The following is a 19,331-nucleotide window of genomic DNA, read 5'->3' as shown; positions in this document are numbered from 1 at the left end:
GGCGACGCCGGCGACCATAGACAAACGAAAGGAGGACTACGATGGATGTCGTCATCGGCCAGGCGTTCACCGGCCTGAGCACCGGATCCATCCTGCTGCTCGCGGCACTCGGGCTGTCGTTGACCTTCGGTCAGATGGGGGTCATCAACATGGCCCATGGCGAGCTCATGATGGCCGGGTCCTACACGGCTTACGTCACGCAGCAGGTCTTCTCCGCCTCCGGGGTGTCCCTCCCCGTCTCCCTGGTCGCCGGCTTCGCGCTCGGCGGGCTCATGGGCCTCGCGCTCGAGACCCTGCTCATCCGCCACATGTACCACCGGTCGCTGGACACCCTGCTGGCCACCTTCGGTGTGGGGTTGGTGCTCCAGCAGCTCGCCCGGGACGTCTTCGGGGCGCCCGCGGTCAACGTCGTCGCACCGGGGTGGCTGACAGGCGGGGTCGCGGTGCTCGGCACCGTGATCCCGAAGGCCCGCCTGTTCATGATGGCTCTCGCCGTGGTGTGCGTCGTTGCCCTCGCTGTCGTGCTGAAGGCGACGCCGCTGGGCCGCCGCATCCGGGCGACGGTGCAGAACCGCGACCTCGCCGAGACCGCCGGGATCCCCACCCGCCGGATCGACCGGGCGACCTTCTTCATCGGGTCCGGCCTCGCCGGGGTGGCCGGGGTCGCGCTCACCCTCATCGGCTCGACCAGCCCGACCATCGGCCAGTCCTATCTCATCGACGCCTTCCTGGTGGTCGTGGTCGGCGGGCTCGGCCAGATCAAGGGCGCCGTGATCGCCGCGGCGGCGCTCGGTCTGCTGAACTCCTTCGTCGAGTTCTCCACGACGGCGTCCGTCGCCAAGGTCATCCTCTTCGTGGTGATCGTGATCTTCCTCCAGATCCGCCCGCAGGGCCTGTTCACGGTCCGGACGAGGAGCCTCGCATGACGGTCCTGCTCCGGAGCAGGCTGACCCCGTGGCTGGGGTTCGGTCTCGCCGCCGTGCTGCTGTTCGGGGTCGCGCCCGTGGCGCTGTCGGGCTTCCGGCTCGGCCTGCTCGCGAAGTTCGTCTGCTACGCGATCGTCGCCGTCGGGATCGGGCTGGCGTGGGGTCGGGGCGGGATGCTCACCCTGGGCCAGGGCGTGTTCTTCGGCCTGGGCGCCTACCTCATGGCGATGCACCTCAAGATCGCCGACGCCGAGCTGCGTGGCGACGCCGTACCGGACTTCATGCAGATCGCGGGGATCCGCGTGCTACCGGCCTACTGGGCTCCCCTCGCCTCTCCCGTCGTCACGATCCTCGCGGTCCTGTTGCTGCCCCCACTCCTCGCACTCGTCCTGGGTCTGGGGGTCTTCCGACGGAGGGTCAAGGGGACCTACTTCGCCATCCTCAGCCAGGCACTCGCCGCGGCGTTCGCCATCCTGCTCATCGGCAAGCAGACGATCGGGGGGTCCAACGGGCTCAACAGGTTCCGCACCTTCTTCGGCTTCACGATCAACGACCCCGCCAACCGGCAGATGTTGTTCTTCATCGCCTCGGCCGTGCTGCTCGCCGCCGTGGCACTGAGCAGGCAGCTGCGCAACAGCCGCTACGGCGAGCTGCTCGTCGCCGTCCGGGACCAGGAGGAGCGCGTGCGCTTCCTCGGCTACGACCCCGCCACCGTGAAGGTCGTCGCCTACGTCACCGCCGCGTTCTTCGCCGGCGTCGGCGGGGCCCTGTTCGTCCCCATCGTCGGCATCGTCTCCCCTAACGACGTCGGTGTCGTCGCCTCCATCGCCCTGCTCATCGGCGTCGCGATCGGCGGGCGGAGCACCCTGCTCGGACCCGTCCTCGGGGCGATCGGAGTGGCCTGGGCCCAGACCGCGCTGTCGGAACAGTTCCCCGGCGGCTGGACCTACGTGCAGGGCGCGCTGTTCATCGTGGTCATCGGATTCCTCCCCGGCGGCCTGGCGGGCCTGGCCATGCTGCTGCGGCGCCGACGGCCCGGCCCACCCACACCGGCTGACCCGCCCACCGTCGCGCCCGCGCCGGTCGCCGAGCAGGAGCCGGCGCGATGAGCCCGAACGCCACCGAACCCCGGCTCGGCGGGAACGCCGGCATGACCAGCGAGTACCTCGAGATCCGCGGGCTCACCGTCGACTTCGACGGGTTCAAGGCCACCACCGGCGTCGACCTCACCCTGCTGCAGGGCGACCTGCGGTTCCTCATCGGACCCAACGGAGCGGGAAAGACGACGCTCATCGACGCCATCACCGGCCTGGTCCCCGCCACCGGCTCGATCCGCAAGTCCGGCGTCGAGCTGCTCGGCCGGAAGGCCCACCAGATCGCGAGGCTCGGCGTCGGTCGCACCTTCCAGACCGCGAGTGTCTTCGAGGAGCTCAGCGTCCTCCAGAACCTGGACATCGCGGCGGGCGCAAGACGCTCGGCGCTCACGTTGCTGCGCCGGCGTCGAGAGGTGTCCCCCGAGATCGAGGCGGCACTCGACACCACCGGCCTCTCCGACCTCCGGGACACACCCGCGGGCATCCTGCCCCACGGACGCAAGCAGTGGCTGGAGATCGGGATGCTCCTGGTCCAGAACGCCGACGTCCTCCTGCTCGACGAGCCGGTCGCCGGGATGACCCACGACGAGCGGGAGGAGACCGGCAGGCTGCTGCGACGCATCGGCGCTGAACGGACCGTCGTGGTCGTGGAGCACGACATGGACTTCATGCGCAGTTTCGCCACGAGCGTCACCGTGCTCGCCGCGGGCCGGGTCCTCGCCGAGGGCTCGATCGCCGAGGTCCAGGCCAACCCCCGCGTCCAGGAGGTCTACCTCGGCACACCCGCGACACCGGCTGCCACCGCGAAGGGCGACGACCGTGCTTGAGCTCTCCGGCATCCACACCGGCTACGGCCGCTCCCCGGTCGTCCACGACATCTCGCTCGAGGTCCCCGACGGCGGCGTCGTCGCCGTCGTGGGACACAACGGAGCGGGCAAGACCACTCTGCTCCGGGCCGCGGTGGGCCTGCTGCCCGCGCGGAAGGGCACCATCCGGCTCGACGGACAGGACATCACCCGTCTGCGCCCGCACGCGCGCGTCGCCTGCGGGCTGGCCTACGTACCCCAGGGCCAACAGTCCTTCGGTCAGCTCACGACCCTGGAGAACCTGCAGGTGGTCGCCGACGGTCGGCGTCGTGGGAAGGCAAAGCTCGCCGAAGCCCTCGACCTGTTCCCGGCACTGCGCGACGCCGCCCGACGGCGGGCGAGCCTGCTCTCGGGCGGCCAACGCCAGCAGCTTGCCATCGCCCGGGCCCTCATCGTCGAGCCGCGCGTCCTCATCCTCGACGAACCCACCGAGGGCATCTCCCCCACCGTGGTCGCCGAGATCCAAGCCACCATCCTCGAGCTGACCCGACGCGGCGGCCTCGGAGTCCTTCTCGTCGAGCAACACATCGACTTCGCCCTCGCATCGGCCCAGCACTACCACGTACTCGAGGCGGGCCGGATCACCAGCCACGGTGAGGGCGGCGCCGGCGCCGAGACCGCCGTCCGGGCGGCGATGACGATCTGACCACGACATGCACCGGGTGGCGGTCCCGACCTCGCAGCGCCCGTACCGGCCCGCGCGACGCGCTCCCTCCCGGTGCTTCGAACTCCGATCGCCGAGGCTGCGACGATCCCGCTGGCCCGCACAGACCGCACGGAAGAACCCGAGCCAACCGCCTTCCACGGCGGAGGGCATGTGCAGACCGAGGATCTCCGGGTGTCCGTTGGTGTTGACCCCCGGTCGCGAGCAGGGCATGACCCTCACGACTCGTTCGCCCTCGCGAACCTTCAACAATAGGGTGCCGGCAGCGAGGAACGTGCCAGGCCCGGCGTCGAGCGGGCGTGTCCGGAGCTGCTCGACCTGAGCACCAAGGTCGGCGGCCATCACCGAGACATGCGACTTCGACAGGCTGGTGATGCCCAACGACTCGACGAGCTTCTCCATCCGCCGGGCCGAGACGCCGGGTAGGTAGTAGGTCGCGACCACCGTCGACAACGACGGCGCTGCGGTGGCGTTCGGGATCGAGGGCACCGGCTCCTACGGCGCCGGACTGGCCTCGTTCCTGCGCCGTGCCGGCTACCAGATCATCGAGGTCAACCGGGGTGACCGCACGGTGCGCCACCTGCGCGGCAAGGACGACACCATCGACGCCGAGACCGCCGCCCGCTCCGTGCTGTCCGGCACGGCCACCGCCATCCGGAAGACCGGCGAGGGCGTCGTCGAGATGATCCGCCAGGTCAAGATCGCCAAGGACACCGCGACCAAGGCCCGCACCCAGGCGATCTTGACACTCAAGACAGTCTTGGTGAACGCGCCCGCCGAGCTACGCGAGGCCCGCGAGCCTCTCAACGACCGCGAGCTCCTCGACGTCTGCCGAGCGCTGCGCTACGGGGCCATGGACGGACCCGAAGACGCCGCCCGCTACACCCTGCGCGCCCTCGCCGACCGCCACCGCAGCCTCGACTACGAAGCCCGCCGCCACGAACGCGTCCTTGACACCCCCACCGACCGCGCCGCACCCACGCTCACCAGCCACTTCGGCATCGCCGCCGACTCCGCAGCGGAACTGCTGATCGTGGTCGGCGACAACCTCGAACGCGTCCGCAGCGAAGCCGCCCTGACCAAGCTGGGCGGCGCCTGCCCCATCCCGGCCAGCTCGGGGAAGACGAGCCCATCGCCCAACAGGGTGCGGTGGCCTGAACCTCAGCCTCTCGCAGACCCAGGACGGTTCAGTTAGAAGGCCGCCGGACTCGTCCAGGGGCCTTCTGGCGCTCCTGCCTGCTCCCTACTTCTGCGGCACGGCCCCGAACTCCAGGACCGTGCCCGCGGTCGCCTGGGTGAAGACCTTCGGGTCGCGCTGGTACACGGCGGCCTTCATCGGGAAGCCGCTGCAGTGCATCGGGGCGATCATGGTCGGCCCGAGGCCGAGGAGCTCGTTGGCCGTGCGGTCGACCCGTGCCTTCGACACGTGCGGGTGCCCGGTGTGGAAGCCGCCGAGCACCGCGGCCAGCCGGGTGGCCCCGGAGAGCTCGAGGCCGTAGTGGACCGAGCTGATGACCCCGGCGTGGCCGCACGGGTCCATCACGATCGCACCCACGTCCTTGACCGCCACCACCATGATCTGGTGGTCGTCGATCTCGTCCTCACGGACGGCGCCGTCGTGGATGCAGAGGCGTCCCTTCGGGGGTTCCTGCTCGAATACGGCGGACCGGGGGATCGAGCCCGAGCTGAAGACGCCCGGCGCGAGCGGCAGTGGCTCCCTCGCCTCGACCAGGCGCCCGCCGTTCCGCTCGATGCCGGCGCGCGACAGGCCGCGGTTGAAGAAGGGGAGCACCTTGTGCGGCTTCACGATGTACCGCGGGTCGAAGGCGTCCGGGTGGATGACCACGGTCGACTCGCGCTCGCGGTGGGCCAGGATCCCCTCCAGGCCGCCGAAGTGGTCCGGGTGGCCGTGGCTGATGACGATGTGGTCGAGCGTCTGTAGGTCGACACCCATCACGGCGGCGTTGTGCAGGACGGCCGTCGAGGTCAGGCCGGCGTCGAACAGCGTCCGCGACCACCGTCCGGCGTGGAGCGTCTCGACGAGAAAACAGATCCCGTTCTCGGCGAGGATCTCGCCGTAGTTCACGTCGAACTGCTGGTCCATGCCGAAGTGCGTGGTGCCGGGTGAGTCCGTGAGCAGGATGTCGACGAAGTTCTCATCCAGTACGGTGATCCGCGCGGCGTCGCACTCTCCCGCAGTTCCCATTTCTTGTCCTCCTGCACCCGGCCCCTGCGCCGGTCTCATCGGTGTGGTCGAAAGTCCGTGGCGCCCTATGCGCTGACGAGCGCGGCTATCTCGCGGGACGAGGCGTTGCCGCCCGTACAGACGACGGCGACCCGGCGGCCCCGGAACGTGTCCGGGTGGGCGAGGACCGCGGCGAGACCCGCAGCGCCGGCCCCCTCGGCGAGGGTGTGCGCGTGGGTGGCCATGAGGCGCTGCGCGGTGACGATCTGGTCGTCGGTGACGAGCAGGAAGTCGGCGAGCGCACCCTTCATCAGGCGCTGGGGGAGCTCGTAGCCACGGCCGACCGCGAGTCCGTCCACGACGGTCCGCGCGGGTCGCCGCACGCACGTGCCGGACCGCCACGACTCGTACGCGGCCGGCGCGGCGGTCGACTGGACCCCGATCACGTCGCACCCCGGCGCCATGACCCCGGCGACGATCGCCGCCGCCGCAGCGCCGGTGCCACTACCGATCGGCACCACCACGGCGTCGAGGTCCGAGACGGCCTCGAACACCTCCATGTAGGCCGTGCCGACCCCGGCGACGAGCTCCGGCGTGTCGCCCGGGCTGACGAGATGCCCGTTCCCCTCGGCCACGATCTGTTCGGCTCGGGCCTGCGCGGCACCGAGATCGGCCCCGTCCAGCACGACGGTCGCGCCGAGCACCCGCACGGCGCGCATCTTCTCCTCGCTCGTGAGGACCGGCATCACGATGGTGCAGCGCACGTCGAACTCGCGGCAGGCGTAGGCGATCGACTGGGCGTGGTTGCCGGTCGACCAGGTCACGAGGCCGCCGCGGCGCCGTGACTCGGGCATGGCGGCGAGCAGGGTGAACCCGCCGCGGACCTTGAAGGCACCGACCGGCTGGACGTTCTCGTGCTTGACGTACACAGTGGCGTCGGCGACCTCGTTGACCGCCGGGTAGGTCCACAGTGGTGTCACCGGGAGCCGGCCGGCCAGCGCATCTCGCGCGGACACGACGTCGGAGAAAGCAACCATGTCCTCATCGTCACGGTCGTCCACGTATCGGTCCAATGCCATCTTCCTAGGTGAACCATAGATCCGGTTAATATGAGGAAGTGCTCGATGTAAACCGGTTGCGGGTGCTGGTCGCAGTGGCACGTCTCAGCTCCGTCACCGCCGCCGCACAGGAACTGCGGTACGCGCAGCCGTCGGTGAGCCACCATCTCCAACGCCTCGAGGCCGAGACCGGCAGCAAACTGACCCAGCGGGCGGGCCGCGGCATCCGCCTCACCGATGCCGGCCGGATGCTGGCGGCCCGCGCCGAGGAGATCCTCGCCCGGCTCGAGGCGGCCGAGGCCGAGCTCGCGGCCTACGCCGGGTTGCGGGCCGGGCGCGTGCGGCTGGCGGCCTTCCCGTCCGCGCTGTCCACCATCGTCGCCCGGGCGGCGGCCTCCCTGCTGGCGGAGCACCCCGCCATCGAGCTGCGGCTCATCGAGGCCGAGCCACCGGAGGCGGTCCGGCTGCTCCGCGCGGGCGAGGTGGACATCGCATTGCTCTTCGCCTACGAGAACCCCACGACCGGCGAGGACAGCGTCCTGGAGGCCGACGACGAGAACGACCTGCGCCGGGTGTCGCTCCTGAGGGAGCCGACCTACCTCATCACCCGTAAGGGCGCCGGTGGCCGCACCCTGGCCGACTTCGCCGGGCAACGCTGGGTGGGCGGCTGCGAACGGTGCCGGGCCCACTTGCTCCGAGCCTGTGCGAGAGTGGGTTTCGTCCCCGACATCCGCATCTTCACCGACGACTACGTGGCGGTGCAGTCCCTCGTCGCGGCCGGGCTCGGCGTCGCCACGCTGCCTGCCCTGGCCCTCGCCGCGCAGCAACACCCCGAGGTACGTGCCATGCCGCTTCCGCACCACGACCGACAGGTGGTGGCCGCCGTCCACGGACGCGCACCCGACCCGCCGGCCACCGCCGCACTGCTCGGCCACCTCGTCGCGGCCGGGACCGTGTCGAGGTCGGTGTTTCCGGCCCGACCCGCTGGGGGGACTGGCACCGCGAGTGAGGTCTGAGCTCGCACGCTCAGCCGAGCCGGGCGTCACAGCCCAGTCGTGCGAACACGAACTACTGTGGACGTCGAGTCCGGACGCAACTCGTGATCCATGTCCTTCCGCTCCCGCATCCCATGGTCTATGGTCAAGACCTCAGACCATTGAGAGACGAGTTGCGGATCGGACAGCCCGCAGATCCGGGGTCCGACCTCGAAGCCAGGGAAGGGAATCGCCATGTTTCAGGCTGCGCAAACGCAGCGGGCGGCGGACCTCATCGTCGACCAGATCCGCGAGGCGATCCTGCTGTGCGACCTCGCGCCCGGTTACCGGTTGGAGTCCGAACGGGAACTGGCCGTCACCTTCGACGCAAGCCGGGCGACGGTCCGGGACGCCCTGGCCACGCTCGAGGAGCTGAACCTCGTCGAGCGCAAGGTGGGCAACGGCGGTGGAACGTTCGTTCTGCCGATCACCAGCCAGGCCAAGGTTCGGGATCCGAACGACCTGGTCGAGAAGTGGCCGGCGCTGGTCGAGACGCTCGAGTTCCGGGACTGGCTGGAGCCGCTCGCGGCCGAGGTCGCCTGCCAGCGGATCAGCGACGAGAAGCTCGCCGAGCTCACCCGCATCGTCGATTTCAGTCGCCGTCCGAATTGTACGCACGAAGAGTTCCGCACCGCTGACATCCACTTTCACCTGATGATTGCGGAGGCGGCCCAGAACTCTTTCTTGTCGCGTTCCATCCGGCAGATCCGGGTGTCCATGAACTCGCTGCTCGACCTGATGCAGTTCTCGGCCTCGGTGACGCAGCAGACCATCGCCGAGCATTCGGAAGTATTGAGCGCGCTGCACGCGCACGACGGGGACACGGCGCGCAGTGCCATGTTCGCGCACGTCCATCACACGCACTGCGCGGTGATGGCCCGATTCGGGAAGCCCGGCGCCCGGCGCCCTGCGACCGTGGACGAGAGTGGGGGTCGATGAGCGGCGAGAACACGCCGATCCGGATTGCAGTCATCGGGGCCGGACCGAAGGGCACGCTGGTCATCGAGCGCCTGACGGTCAACGCTCCGCACCTGGTCGGGGAGACTCCGGTCGAGATCCTCGCCTTCGACCCCCATCCACCCGGCGGCGGGCGGATCTGGCGCACCGACCAGTCCCCCCTCCTTACCACGGGCATGCCCGCGGGGACCAAGACGACCTTCGTCGACGCGTCCGTCTCGGGAGCCCACGTCAACGACGGGCCCTCGATCCTGGAGTGGGCCAAGCTCGTCACGGACGGGGAGATCGACCTCCCGGAGGCCGACGACGAGGTCCGCGCGGACCTCGCCGGCCTGAAGGCCGAGAAGAACCCGTCGCGCCGCGCCGTCGGCATGTACTACGCCTGGGCCTGGCAGCGCGTCGTCGACACCGCTCCGCCGCAGGTCAGCGTGCAGTACTTCCCGACGACCGTGACGAGCGTGGCGGGCGGACCCGGTGAGCCCCAGTCCGTGTTCGTGGAAGGGGCCACGGAGCCGATCGTCGTCGACGCCGTGGTGTACGCGATCGGGCACACCGAGTCCGAGCCCGACGGCGACGCCGCGCCGCTGCTCGCCCACGCCCAGCAGCACGGGCTGCACTATCTGTACCCGACGCTCTTCATCGACCAGGATTTCGGCGCGGTGGCGGCCGGCGCCGAGATCGCCATTCGCGGAATGAACCTGACGTTCTTCGACCTGATGATTCTGTTCACCGAGGGAAGAGGCGGTCGGTTCGAGACGTCCGAGGGTGAAAGCCTGCGCTACGTCCCCTCGGGTCAGGAACCCCACCTGCTCGTCGGCTCCCGTCGAGGGGTTCCGTTCCACGTCAAGCCGAACCCGAAGGCCTCCCCGGTCACCGACTTCGACGGCCCCCGCTACATCAGCGAGGCATTCCTCGACGAGCTGGCCCTCAGCGGTGACGTGGTCTGCTTCATGCGGGACCTCTGGCCGCGCATCCTCGGCGACCTCCAGTACTCATGGTACGCGGAGCTGTTCGCGCTGTACCCGGACCGGGTCACGGCCTCCTGGGACGAGTTCTCGCGGCGGTTCGACGAGGTCCGTGCAGACGAGAAGGCACTCGTCGCGCTCGTCGCGGAATGCGTACCGGCCGAGTCGGACCGGATCGATCTGGACGAGCACAGGGGTCCCCTCCACGGGCGGTCCTTCGAGACGGCGGACGACCTCCAACGGTTCGTCATCGACTATCTGAACCGCGACCTCGCCAATCGGGCCTACGCGACCCACGGGCCCCACCTCGCCTACGCGCGCTGTCAGACCACCATCTTCCGGCTCCTGCTGCGCTACGACGTGGCGCTCAACTGGGATCGCGACTCGCGCGTCCTGGAGTACGGCGGCTGGTGGCGCGAGTTCTTCAACTGGACTGCCGGGGGCCCGTATGGCCTGCGGCAGCGCCAGCTGGTCGCACTCGCCGAGGCGGGCATCGTCCGGTTCGTGGGTGCGGGCATGGCGGTCGGCACCGATCCCGCCGGCCGGTTCACCGTCACGAGCGACTCGACGGACGCGGAGTACCCGGCGACCGGCCTCATCGAGGCCCGGATTCCGCGGGTGTCGGCCTCGGACAGCCGCAACGGCGTGCTGCGGGAGATGGTCGAGACCGGTGTCGCGGTGGAGGTCGTCGGGCAGCGGGCAGGCCGCCGCGTCAACACCGGCGCCCTGTACGTCGACCGGGAGTTCCGACTCGTGGGCGCGGACCAGCAGCCGCACTACCGTCGCTTCGCGAGCGGGCCGTTCGCGGACGTTCTCGGAGGCGCGAGCGCACGCAAGGGCGAGAACTCCGCCGCGCTACTCTTCGCTGATCAACTCGCCCGAGCGCTGTTGAACAGCGCCGTCTCCGCCGACGCGGGCACCCACATCGACCGTCCCCAGGCAAGCGTTGTCACGTCTACAGAGGAGAGAGTCAGATGAGGACCAGGTCACTCTCGAGGGCGGTCGCCGCGGGCACCGCTGTGGTCCTCGCCACGCTCGCCGCCTGCAGCAGCGGGGGTGGCGCCCCGTCGGGTGACCCCGCGGCGCCCACGCGCGGCGGCACCCTGGTCGTGGCGAAGAACACCCTGCCGACGTGCCTCGACCCGTCGATCTCCGTCACGGGCAACGACCCGGGCCGTCAGACGGTCGACACCCTCGTCGACCAGGACCAGAAGACGGGGGAGATCGTCCCGTGGCTGGCAACGAAGTGGACGGAGTCGCCGGACGGCCTCACCTACACCTTCACGCTGAGGGACGGCGTGACCTTCAGCAACGGCGAGCCCTTCACCGCGGCGGCCGTCAAGGCCGGCATGGACGACGCGGTCGGCTTCGCCAAGAAGTACGGCCAGCCCAGCTCCGCCGGCAACTTCCTGACCGCCTACGCCAGCTCGTCGGTGATCGACGACCGCACCGTCCAGATCACCCTGAAGAAGCCCTCGGCGAGCTTCCTCCAGCTGCTGAGCGACCGGACCATGGGCATCATCGCCCCGAGCAGCCTCGGCGGCTCCTACGCGGACCGCTGCAGCAAGGGCGTGATCGGCACGGGCCCGTTCACGATCACGGAGAACGTGAAGAACGACCACATCACGGTCGTCCGGCGACCGGGCTACGCGTGGCCGTCGCCGAACAGCACGCACGGCGACGAGGCCTATCTGGACGCCATCAGGTTCGTCGAGATCCCCGAGGCCTCGGTCCAGACACAGGGCCTGCTGAGCAAGAACGTGGACGTGATCGTCGACCCGGCCGCCGCGGACATCCCGCAGCTCGAGGCCACCGGCGTCAAGATCAACACGAACAACTCGGAGGGCGTTCCGAGCTCGATCTTCCCGAACCTCACGCGGGCTCCGATGACCGACCCCGCCGTGCGTGACGCGCTCCAGATCGGGATCGACCGCGAGGAGATCCTGGCGGGTGCGTTCAACAAGTTCACCCCGCAGGTCACGTCGGCGCTCACCCCGGGCGTGCCGGGATACGTGGACCTGAGCAGCAAGCTGAAGTACGACCCGGACCGTGCGGCGAGGATTCTCGACGACGCCGGATGGGTGATGGGCGCCGACGGCGTCCGGGCCAAGGACGGCCAGCGGCTGAAGGTGATCTACGAGTGGTACTTCGCTCCCGTGCAGTCGGCCGTGCTGCTCGTCCAGGCCCAGCTGAAGAAGCTCGGATTTGACATCGAGCTGAAGCGAGTCACGCTGGACCAGATCGCGGCCGAGGGCAAGGGCGGTGACTGGGACCTGCGCATGACGGGTCGCCCGCGGCCCGACGCCGACGCCTTCTTCGCCCACTACGGTGCCGCCTCGTTGTTCACAAGCTTCACCGCGGACAACAGTGCCGACCTGCAGGCGCTGCTCACCAAGCAGACGTCGGAGACCGACGTGGCCGCCCGCAAGGCCACCATCGGGCAGATCCAGAACCTGATCGTCGACGACGGCTACGGCTTCCCGCTCAACGTGACGGTGCGCTACGGAGCCTCGGCGCCGAACGTGTCCGGCGTGAAGTTCATCTACTCCGGCTACCTGTCGTTCTACGACACCACCAAGTCTGCGAAGTAACCCGATGCCCCTCGGATGGAGCGAGACAGACTCATGGTGAGGTACGTCGCGGGGCGACTCGGGCACGCTCTGATCGTTGTCTGGGCGGCGTACACGGTCAGTTTCCTGCTGCTGTACGCGTTGCCGGCGGACCCCGTCTCGACGATGCTCTCGGCCGGCGCCGTGGACGGGTCGACGGTGAGCGACGCCGACCGGGCCGCGATCGTCGCGCGGTTCGGGTTCGACCAGCCCCTCATCGTGCAGTACCTGAGAATGCTCGGCCATCTCCTCACCGGCGACCTGGGGACGTCGATACAGACGGGGAGCACCGTCACGACCGCTATCGGGGCCGCGCTGCCGAGCACCCTGCAGCTCGCCGCCCTGGCGATCGTCATCGGAGCCCTCGTCGGGATCCTCGTCGCGTTCACCGCCAACGTCGTGCGGTCGAGCGTGCTCCGCGACGTCATCTTCTCGGTTCCGCCCTTCCTGTCGGCGATCCCGAACTTCCTGATCGGGCTGCTGCTGATGTGGGTCTTCGCGTTCCAGCTCGGAGTGCTCCCGTTCCGCGGGAGCGACGGGTTCGAGGCGCTGATCCTGCCGGGGCTGACCCTGGGCCTGTCCCTCAGCGCACGCGTGGGCCAGGTGCTCGGCCGCGACATCCAGCGTGAGCTGCGCACGCCGTACGTCGACGTGCTGAAGGTGAAGTCGCTGTCCAGGCCGAAGATCGTCATGACTCACGTGTTCAAGAACGCGGGCCTGCCCGTGCTGAGCGTCGTCGGCGTCATGATCGGGGGGCTCATCGCGGGGACGGTGATCACCGAGACCATCTTCGCGCGGCCGGGAATCGGCCGACTGCTCCAGCTGTCGGTGGAGACCCAGGACTTCCCGGTGGTCCAGGCGATCGTCGTCCTGTCGGCCACAACGTATGCGGTCGTGAACCTCGCGGCGGACCTCGTCATTCCCGTCGTCGATCCGCGTCTGCGCCGCCCCGGGCGGGCCAGGACGAAGGTGGAGTGATGACCGAAGTACTCGATGAGAGATCCTTGCGTCGTTCGTCCGCAGGGCGGGCCGCCCGCGGTCTGCTCCGGTCGCCCGCAGTGGTCGTCGTCTCCGTCGTCATCCTGCTCGTGGTCGTGCTCTTCGCGGCCGCGCCGTCACTGGTCACGTCGCAGGACCCGTTCGCGCCCGACATTCTCAACAAGCTGGCGCCGCCGTCGGCCGAGCACCTGTTCGGTACCGACGACATCGGCCGCGACCTCTTCACGCGGATCGTGTACGGGACGCGGGCGTCGGTGCTGGCCGCCCTGGTCGCGATCGCCATCGCCTTCGTCGTCAGCGCGGTGATCGGGGGCGTGGCCGGGTTCTTCCGAGGAATCTACGACTCCGTCCTGATGCGGCTGGTCGACCTGTTCCTCGCCGTGCCGGACATGCTCCTGGCCCTGATCTTGATCAGCGCGCTCGGAGTGGGCACGGTCAACGTGGCGATCGCTGTCGGTGTGTCGATGGTCGCGTCGCTCTCGCTGGTCATGCGCTCGACGGTGCTTCGGGTGATGCACTCGCCGTTCGTCGAGGCGGCGAAGGCCTCCGGCGTCCGCTGGCCGCGGCTGCTGGTGCGGCACGTCCTCCCGCACGCCGCCGGTCCGGTCCTCTCGCTGCTGACGTTGGAGTTCGGAATCGCCATCCTCTTCATCGCGTCACTGAGCTTTCTCGGGTTCGGCGCGCCGCTCCCGGCCCCCGAGTGGGGAAACCTGATCGCCGAAGGCCGCAACTACATGGCGACGGCGTGGTGGATGATCGCGTTCCCCGGGATCGTGATCGTCGCGACCGTGCTGTCGGCCAACCGGCTGAGTCACAGCTTCTCGGAGCGGGGGCAGACAGCGTGAGCGAGAACACGGTCGTCGAGGTTCGGGACCTCGTCGTCAGCTACGGGGGCGCGAAGGGCGGCGGGAACGCGGTCGACGGCGTCAGCTTCGGCGTCGACCGCGGCGAGATCCTGGCGGTCGTCGGGGAGTCCGGGTCGGGCAAGTCCACGACGGTGCGGGCGCTCGTCGGCCTGCTGGCGTCGTCGGCCTCGACGTCGGGCACGGTCCGGGTGCACGGGACGGACCTGTCGACGCTCTCCGAGCGCCGGCTGCGGAAGTTCATCGGCCGGTCCATCGGCTACGTCCCCCAGGACCCCGTCCTGTCGCTCGACCCGGTGAAGACCGTCGGCGACCAGGTGGCCGAGGTGTTCCGCGTCCTTCGCGGCCACGACCGCGCCGCGGCGAAGGCCGCCGCGTTGGACCTGCTGGAGCGGGTCGCGATCCCCGACCACGAGAAGCGCTACCGGCAGTACGCCCACGAGCTCTCCGGAGGCATGTGCCAGCGCGTGCTGATCGCCATCGCACTCGCCTCCGGAGCGTCCGTCATCGTGGCCGACGAACCGACCTCGGGCCTCGACGTCAACGTGCAGAAGCGTGTCCTGGACGAGTTCGTCGCCCTGGCGCGCGAGAACGAGGTTGCCGTGATCCTGGTCACGCACGACCTGGGCATCGCCGGCGAGCGGGCCGACCGCATCCTCGTGATGAGCGGCGGCAAACTCGTCGAGGAGGGAAAGCCGGGCGAGGTCCTGACGAACCCCACCCACTCGTACACCCGGGAGCTGCTGGCCGCCATCCCCAGCACGTCCCGCACGCCGTTGATCCAGTCGAGGCTGGACGAGGCCGTGCCCGATCAGGACGCCGGCCCTGCCGCAGCCATCGAGGTCCGCGATCTCCGGAAGGTCTTCCAGCCGCGCTCGGGCCGCGGCGAGGCGAGCAGCGAGCTGGTCGCCCTGGAGGACGTGTCGTTCTCCGTGGCCGCAGGGCGCACGCTCGGAGTCGTCGGGCAGTCGGGTTCCGGCAAGTCGACGCTTTCGCGGATCATCGCGAACCTCGAGCATCCGTCCTGGGGCAGCGTGCGGATCGAGGGCCGGGACGTCCACGGACAGTCGCGCAAGGAGCAACGGCTCATGCGGCGACAGGTCCAGTACGTCCACCAGAACCCCTACGGCTCGCTGGACCCGCGGCTCACCGTGGAGCAGATCATCGCCGAGCCGCTGCAGGCGTTCGGGCTCGGGAACCGCAGTGAGATCGCCGCGAAGGTCGCCGTCCTGCTCGACAACGTCGCCCTGCCACGGTTCATGGCGGAGCGCAAGCCGGCCATGATCTCCGGGGGTCAACGGCAGCGGGTCGCGATCGCCCGGGCCCTGGCGCTCACCCCGAGCGTCCTGGTCCTGGACGAGCCCGTCTCCGCCCTCGACGTCTCCATCCAGGACCGCGTGCTGCGCCTGCTCGTCGACCTGCAGACGGAGTTCGGCCTGACCTACGTGTTCGTGTCCCACGACCTCGGCGTCATCCGCCTGGTGTCCGACGACGTGCTCGTGCTGCGGCACGGCGTGGTCGTCGAGCACGGGAGCGTCAGCCAGGTCTTCGCGGCGCCCGAACACGAGTACACGCGTTCCCTACTCGAGGCGATTCCGGCCATCACGAAGGTTCATTGATGACACAGACACCGAGCACATCGCAGATGCACCTGGTCGCCTCGCTGCACCAGTACGGGCACCACGCGGCGGCGTGGCGCCATCCGGCAGCAACTCTGCGGAACGCGGACATTGACTACTACGTCGAGTGCGCGAGGATCGCCGAGGACGCGACGTTCGATGCGCTGTACCTCACCGACGAGCCCTCCCTGAGGCAGAACGTCGGCCACTACCCGCACGCGGTGTTCGAGCCGATCACCCTGCTGTCGGCCCTGGCCTCGGTCACCCGGCATATAGGGCTCATCGCCCCGATGGCGGCCACGTACTTCGAGCCCTACAACCTCGCGCGCCAGCTCTCGTCGCTCGACCACATCTCCTCGGGTCGCGCGGCCTGGAACATGGTGACCGTCGGCGGCGACGCGGTGGCGTCGAACTTCGGTCATGACCGGCATCCCGACGCGGCCGAACGCTACGAACGGGCGCAGGAGGTCCTCGAGGCGGTCCTCGCGCTGTGGGAGAGCTGGGCCCCCGACGCGGTCGTCGCCGATCCCGCCGGGCCGACATACGCGGACGAGGGCAAGATCGCCGTCGTCCACCAGTCGGGCACGCACATCCGGTTGGAGGGTCGGTTCACCGCGCCCCGGTCCCCGCAAGGGCATCCGGTCGTCATCCAGGAGGGCGCCTACCACCCCATCGGGCGCCCCCTGGCCGCGGCGCGGGCCGAGACGATTCTGGTCGCCTTCGACGATCGCGAGGCCGTGCGCGAGTACGGGCGCGAGATGAAGGAGCGGGCGGCTCTCGCCGGCCGCGACCCGGAGCTCCTGAAGATCATCACGGGGATTCTCCCGGTCATCGCCGAGTCGACGTCCCATGCGGCCGAGCTCGCCGCAGAGCTCGACGAACTCTCCCTCACCGAGATCGAGCTGAAGGCCACCCAGGACCGTCTGGATGTCGACCTGTCCGATCTCGGTCCGACCGACCTCGTTCCCGCCGACCGGTTCGCCGGGCGCGGGGGGCGCGCGGACGTGGTCGCGGGGATGATCGCGCGGGAGCGGCCGACGCTCGTCCAGCTGCTCAACCGCATCTCCGCCGGTACGCACGGCCGCAAGTACGTGATCGGCACGGCCGCCGAGATCGCCGATCTGATGGAGGACTGGTTCCGCAGCGGCGCCGTGGACGGATTCAACGTCATGGCCCCGGTCCTGCCGAGCGGACTGCGGGTCTTCACCGAGCAGGTCGTTCCTCTGCTCAGGGCGCGCGGCCTGTTCCGCACCGGGTACTCGGGCACGACGCTGCGCGACCATCTCGGCCTGCCGACACCGTGACCACCTCGCGGGCCGGTCCGGCGAACACGAACTCAGTACGAACGAGAGGTCTGTGGAGAAGTGACAGCCGAGTTTCCGGTCATCGGTCTGACCGGGCGTCGTAGGACCGCGCGAATGCTGGGGATGCCGCCCGGTTTCAACGACTCGCCGGCCGACATCTATCTGAGCGAGTACGCGCAGGCGGCGATCCGCGCCGGCGGTCTGCCGGTCCATCTCCCGCTCGACGTGGATGCCCGGCAGGTGGCACAGCGGATCGATGGGTTGTTGATCAGCGGCGGTGCCGACATCGATCCGGCCCACTACGGAGCGGACGCGGCAGCCGCCCCGGACTACGGCGACGCCCTTCGCGACGCCTCCGAGCTCGCGCTCGTGCAGGAGATGAGATCGGCCGGGAAGCCGGTGCTCGGCATCTGCCGGGGCGCGCAGCTGATCAACGTCGCCCTCGGTGGCTCGTTGGTGGCCGACCTCCCGGTGGGGACGGGGGAGTCGCACGCCGCCCGCGATCATCCCCGCGCTCTCCGGCGACACAACGTCACCTTCGAGGCCGGCTCGCTGGCCGCGCGGCTCTACGGGCCGAGCGTCGCGGTGAACTCGTTCCACCACCAGGCGGTCGACGTCCCCGGCAAGGGAGTGCACGTGTCCGGCTGGGCCGACGACGGGGTCGTGGAGTCCATCGAGGTCGAGGACGAGGACATCCTCGGCGTGCAGTGGCATCCGGAGGCGCTGGACTCCGATCCCGCCTTCGAGTGGCTCGTGACCTCGTCCGCGGTCCTGATCACGACGTAGGAGCGGGATCCGCGCGGGCGGCGGTGTCGAGGACCCTGGGCCCCGGGCCCCGGCCGGCCGGGATAGCGTGGGGTGCATCAGCGTGCAGACCCAGGCGCCCCCGGCTTAGGGGATGGTGTGGGTGCCGGGCGGCACCTTCCGGATGGGGTCCGAGCTCGCCGAGTACCCCGAGGAGGGGCCGGTCCGTGAGGTGACCGTCGACGGCTTCTGGATCGACGAGACGCCGGTGACGACGATCCGGTTCCGCCGCTTCGTGAAGCGCACCGGGTACGTCACGGTCGCGGAGCGGGCCCGGACCCCGCGGACTACCCGGATCTCGACCCGTCGCTGCTGGTCCCCGGCTCGCTGGTGTTCACCCCGACCAGCGGCCCGGTGGACCTGACGGACTAGAAGGCCTGGTGGCGGTACGTGCCAGGCGCGAGCTGGGCGCACCCCGAGGGGTCCTGACCGAGGTCGTCGGGCGGGAGCTGCACCCCATCACCCATCTCTGCTGGGAGGACGTGGTGGCCAACGCCGAGTGGGCGGGCAAGGACCTGCCCACGGAGGCCGAGTGGGAGTTCGCGGCCCGCGGCGGCCTCGACGGCGCGCTGTACGCCTGGGCCGACCAGCTCGCCCCCTACGGCTCGCAGCTCGCGAACTTCTGGATCGGCGAGTTTCCCCTGGCAGAACCTCAAGCGCCCGGCGGAGCGGCGGACCACGCCGGTGCGCACCTTCCCGGCCAACGGCTACGGCCTGTTCGACCTGGCGGGCAACGTCTGGGAGTGGACGTCGGACTTGAACGCGTCGCCGTGCCTGCCGAAGTGCGACTCCAGGAGCATGGCTTGGGCCCGAGCGATCAACAGCCCGAGCTCGACCTCGCTGTGCGCCGACCCGAGGTGAGCGACGATCCGCTGGCGGCGCCCGGACACGTAATCCGCGATCTGCACCGCGGCTCGGCTACAAGGCCCAGGTCCTCGACAACGACGACGGGATCGTTCTCGACCACACCGTCGAACGCGGCAACCCCGCCGACGCCCCACAGCTCGTCCCCGCGGTCACCCGGTCATCGCCAGAACCGGGCGCCGACCCCGAACGGTTACCGCTGACCGCGGCTACGGCGAAGCCCGCGTCGAGAACAGCCTGCACGAGCTCGGCGTCCGGACCGTCGCGATCCCCCGCAAGGGCAGACCCGGCCAAGCCCGCCAGGCACTCGAGCATCGCCCTGCGCTTCGTCGGAACATCAAGTGGCGCACCGGCAGTGAGGCCCGGATCAGCACCCTCAAACGGCAGTACGGATGGGACCGAACCCGCCGTGAGGCGTTCTCTGCCCTCTCCCGCCTACGCTTCGGCAAGGTCGCCGACCTGGAGCCCGCTCTGCAGACGTTGGCCGAGCACGGATTCCTCCGCGTGCTGCAGCATCCTG

Annotated in this window: 17 protein-coding genes and 3 pseudogenes; 17 read left to right on the top strand and 3 right to left on the bottom strand. The window is 69.7% G+C overall.

What is annotated here, in order from left to right; all coding sequences use genetic code 11:
* The first annotated feature begins 41 nt into the window (after positions 1-41).
* From urtB to urtE, 4 genes are read left to right on the top strand one after another with little or no spacing between them, the layout of a single operon-like run.
* Positions 42-926: an urea ABC transporter permease subunit UrtB gene (urtB, locus tag ABD324_RS22610; protein WP_344420528.1), complete on the top strand. Its 885-nt coding sequence runs from the start codon at positions 42-44 to the stop codon at positions 924-926.
* The gene (urtC, locus tag ABD324_RS22605; protein ID WP_344420525.1) at positions 923-2,035 is read left to right on the top strand and encodes an urea ABC transporter permease subunit UrtC; all 1,113 of its coding nucleotides are present in this window, start codon (positions 923-925) and stop codon (positions 2,033-2,035) included. Before urtB ends, urtC begins: the two co-directional genes overlap by 4 nt.
* Entirely contained in the window at positions 2,032-2,847 is an 816-nt protein-coding gene (gene urtD, locus ABD324_RS22600; RefSeq protein WP_344420522.1) for an urea ABC transporter ATP-binding protein UrtD, read from the top strand. The genes urtC and urtD overlap by 4 nt, the downstream gene beginning before the upstream one ends.
* Positions 2,840-3,532: an urea ABC transporter ATP-binding subunit UrtE gene (gene urtE / locus ABD324_RS22595; RefSeq protein ID WP_344420519.1), complete on the top strand. Its 693-nt coding sequence runs from the start codon at positions 2,840-2,842 to the stop codon at positions 3,530-3,532. Before urtD ends, urtE begins: the two co-directional genes overlap by 8 nt.
* Before the next feature lie 117 nt (positions 3,533-3,649).
* On the opposite strand, the pseudogene ABD324_RS22590 reads toward urtE, so the two are convergent.
* A pseudogene (locus ABD324_RS22590) lies at positions 3,650-4,015 on the bottom strand (transposase); the annotation flags it as partial.
* 1 nt (position 4,016) lies between these two features.
* Between ABD324_RS22590 and ABD324_RS22585 the strand changes: the two are divergent.
* Positions 4,017-4,745, top strand: coding sequence for an IS110 family transposase (locus tag ABD324_RS22585; protein ID WP_344420516.1), 729 nt, complete (start codon positions 4,017-4,019; stop codon positions 4,743-4,745).
* Positions 4,746-4,793: 48 nt separating this feature from the next.
* Here the strand turns inward: ABD324_RS22585 and ABD324_RS22580 are convergent, their stop codons facing one another.
* Positions 4,794-5,756 carry an MBL fold metallo-hydrolase gene (locus tag ABD324_RS22580; protein WP_344420513.1) on the bottom strand — a complete coding sequence of 321 codons (963 nt, stop codon included), beginning with the start codon at positions 5,754-5,756 and terminating at the stop codon, positions 4,794-4,796.
* Positions 5,757-5,821: 65 nt separating this feature from the next.
* Positions 5,822-6,772 (bottom strand): threonine ammonia-lyase, encoded by a 951-nt coding sequence (locus tag ABD324_RS22575; RefSeq protein WP_344420510.1) that lies wholly within the window; start codon positions 6,770-6,772, stop codon positions 5,822-5,824.
* A gap of 80 nt (positions 6,773-6,852) precedes the next feature.
* Here ABD324_RS22575 and ABD324_RS22570 point away from each other — a divergent pair, with 80 nt between their 5' ends.
* From ABD324_RS22570 to ABD324_RS22515, 12 genes and pseudogenes are all read left to right on the top strand, one after another.
* Positions 6,853-7,809, top strand: coding sequence for a LysR family transcriptional regulator (locus tag ABD324_RS22570; protein WP_344420507.1), 957 nt, complete (start codon positions 6,853-6,855; stop codon positions 7,807-7,809).
* Positions 7,810-8,022: 213 nt separating this feature from the next.
* A complete protein-coding gene (locus tag ABD324_RS22565; protein WP_344420504.1) occupies positions 8,023-8,766 on the top strand; it encodes a FadR/GntR family transcriptional regulator in 744 nt (247 codons plus the stop codon).
* Positions 8,763-10,727 carry an FAD/NAD(P)-binding protein gene (locus ABD324_RS22560; RefSeq protein WP_344420501.1) on the top strand — a complete coding sequence of 655 codons (1,965 nt, stop codon included), beginning with the start codon at positions 8,763-8,765 and terminating at the stop codon, positions 10,725-10,727. The genes ABD324_RS22565 and ABD324_RS22560 overlap by 4 nt, the downstream gene beginning before the upstream one ends.
* The gene (locus ABD324_RS22555) at positions 10,724-12,340 is read left to right on the top strand and encodes an ABC transporter substrate-binding protein (RefSeq protein WP_344420498.1); all 1,617 of its coding nucleotides are present in this window, start codon (positions 10,724-10,726) and stop codon (positions 12,338-12,340) included. The genes ABD324_RS22560 and ABD324_RS22555 overlap by 4 nt, the downstream gene beginning before the upstream one ends.
* Before the next feature lie 33 nt (positions 12,341-12,373).
* The gene (locus tag ABD324_RS22550) at positions 12,374-13,336 is read left to right on the top strand and encodes an ABC transporter permease (protein ID WP_344420496.1); all 963 of its coding nucleotides are present in this window, start codon (positions 12,374-12,376) and stop codon (positions 13,334-13,336) included.
* The gene (locus tag ABD324_RS22545) at positions 13,336-14,202 is read left to right on the top strand and encodes an ABC transporter permease (RefSeq protein WP_344420493.1); all 867 of its coding nucleotides are present in this window, start codon (positions 13,336-13,338) and stop codon (positions 14,200-14,202) included. Before ABD324_RS22550 ends, ABD324_RS22545 begins: the two co-directional genes overlap by 1 nt.
* On the top strand, positions 14,199-15,839 hold the full coding sequence (locus ABD324_RS22540; RefSeq protein ID WP_344420490.1) for a dipeptide ABC transporter ATP-binding protein: 1,641 nt from the start codon (positions 14,199-14,201) through the stop codon (positions 15,837-15,839). The genes ABD324_RS22545 and ABD324_RS22540 overlap by 4 nt, the downstream gene beginning before the upstream one ends.
* Entirely contained in the window at positions 15,839-17,143 is a 1,305-nt protein-coding gene (locus ABD324_RS22535; protein ID WP_344420487.1) for an NtaA/DmoA family FMN-dependent monooxygenase, read from the top strand. Before ABD324_RS22540 ends, ABD324_RS22535 begins: the two co-directional genes overlap by 1 nt.
* Before the next feature lie 60 nt (positions 17,144-17,203).
* Positions 17,204-17,929 carry a gamma-glutamyl-gamma-aminobutyrate hydrolase family protein gene (locus ABD324_RS22530; RefSeq protein WP_344420483.1) on the top strand — a complete coding sequence of 242 codons (726 nt, stop codon included), beginning with the start codon at positions 17,204-17,206 and terminating at the stop codon, positions 17,927-17,929.
* Between the two features lie 121 nt (positions 17,930-18,050).
* On the top strand, positions 18,051-18,311 hold the full coding sequence (locus ABD324_RS22525; protein ID WP_344420480.1) for an SUMF1/EgtB/PvdO family nonheme iron enzyme: 261 nt from the start codon (positions 18,051-18,053) through the stop codon (positions 18,309-18,311).
* A 16-nt stretch (positions 18,312-18,327) separates the two neighbouring features.
* Positions 18,328-18,573, top strand: a pseudogene (locus tag ABD324_RS22520) (SUMF1/EgtB/PvdO family nonheme iron enzyme); the annotation flags it as partial.
* 194 nt (positions 18,574-18,767) lie between these two features.
* A pseudogene (locus ABD324_RS22515) lies at positions 18,768-19,219 on the top strand (transposase); the annotation flags it as partial.
* Between the last annotated feature and the right edge of the window lie 112 nt (positions 19,220-19,331).

Origin of the sequence: Pseudonocardia ailaonensis (assembly GCF_039531635.1) — a bacterium.
Taxonomy (GTDB): Bacteria; Actinomycetota; Actinomycetes; order Mycobacteriales; family Pseudonocardiaceae; genus Pseudonocardia; species Pseudonocardia ailaonensis.
This window is presented reverse-complemented; position numbering and strand designations above follow the sequence as displayed.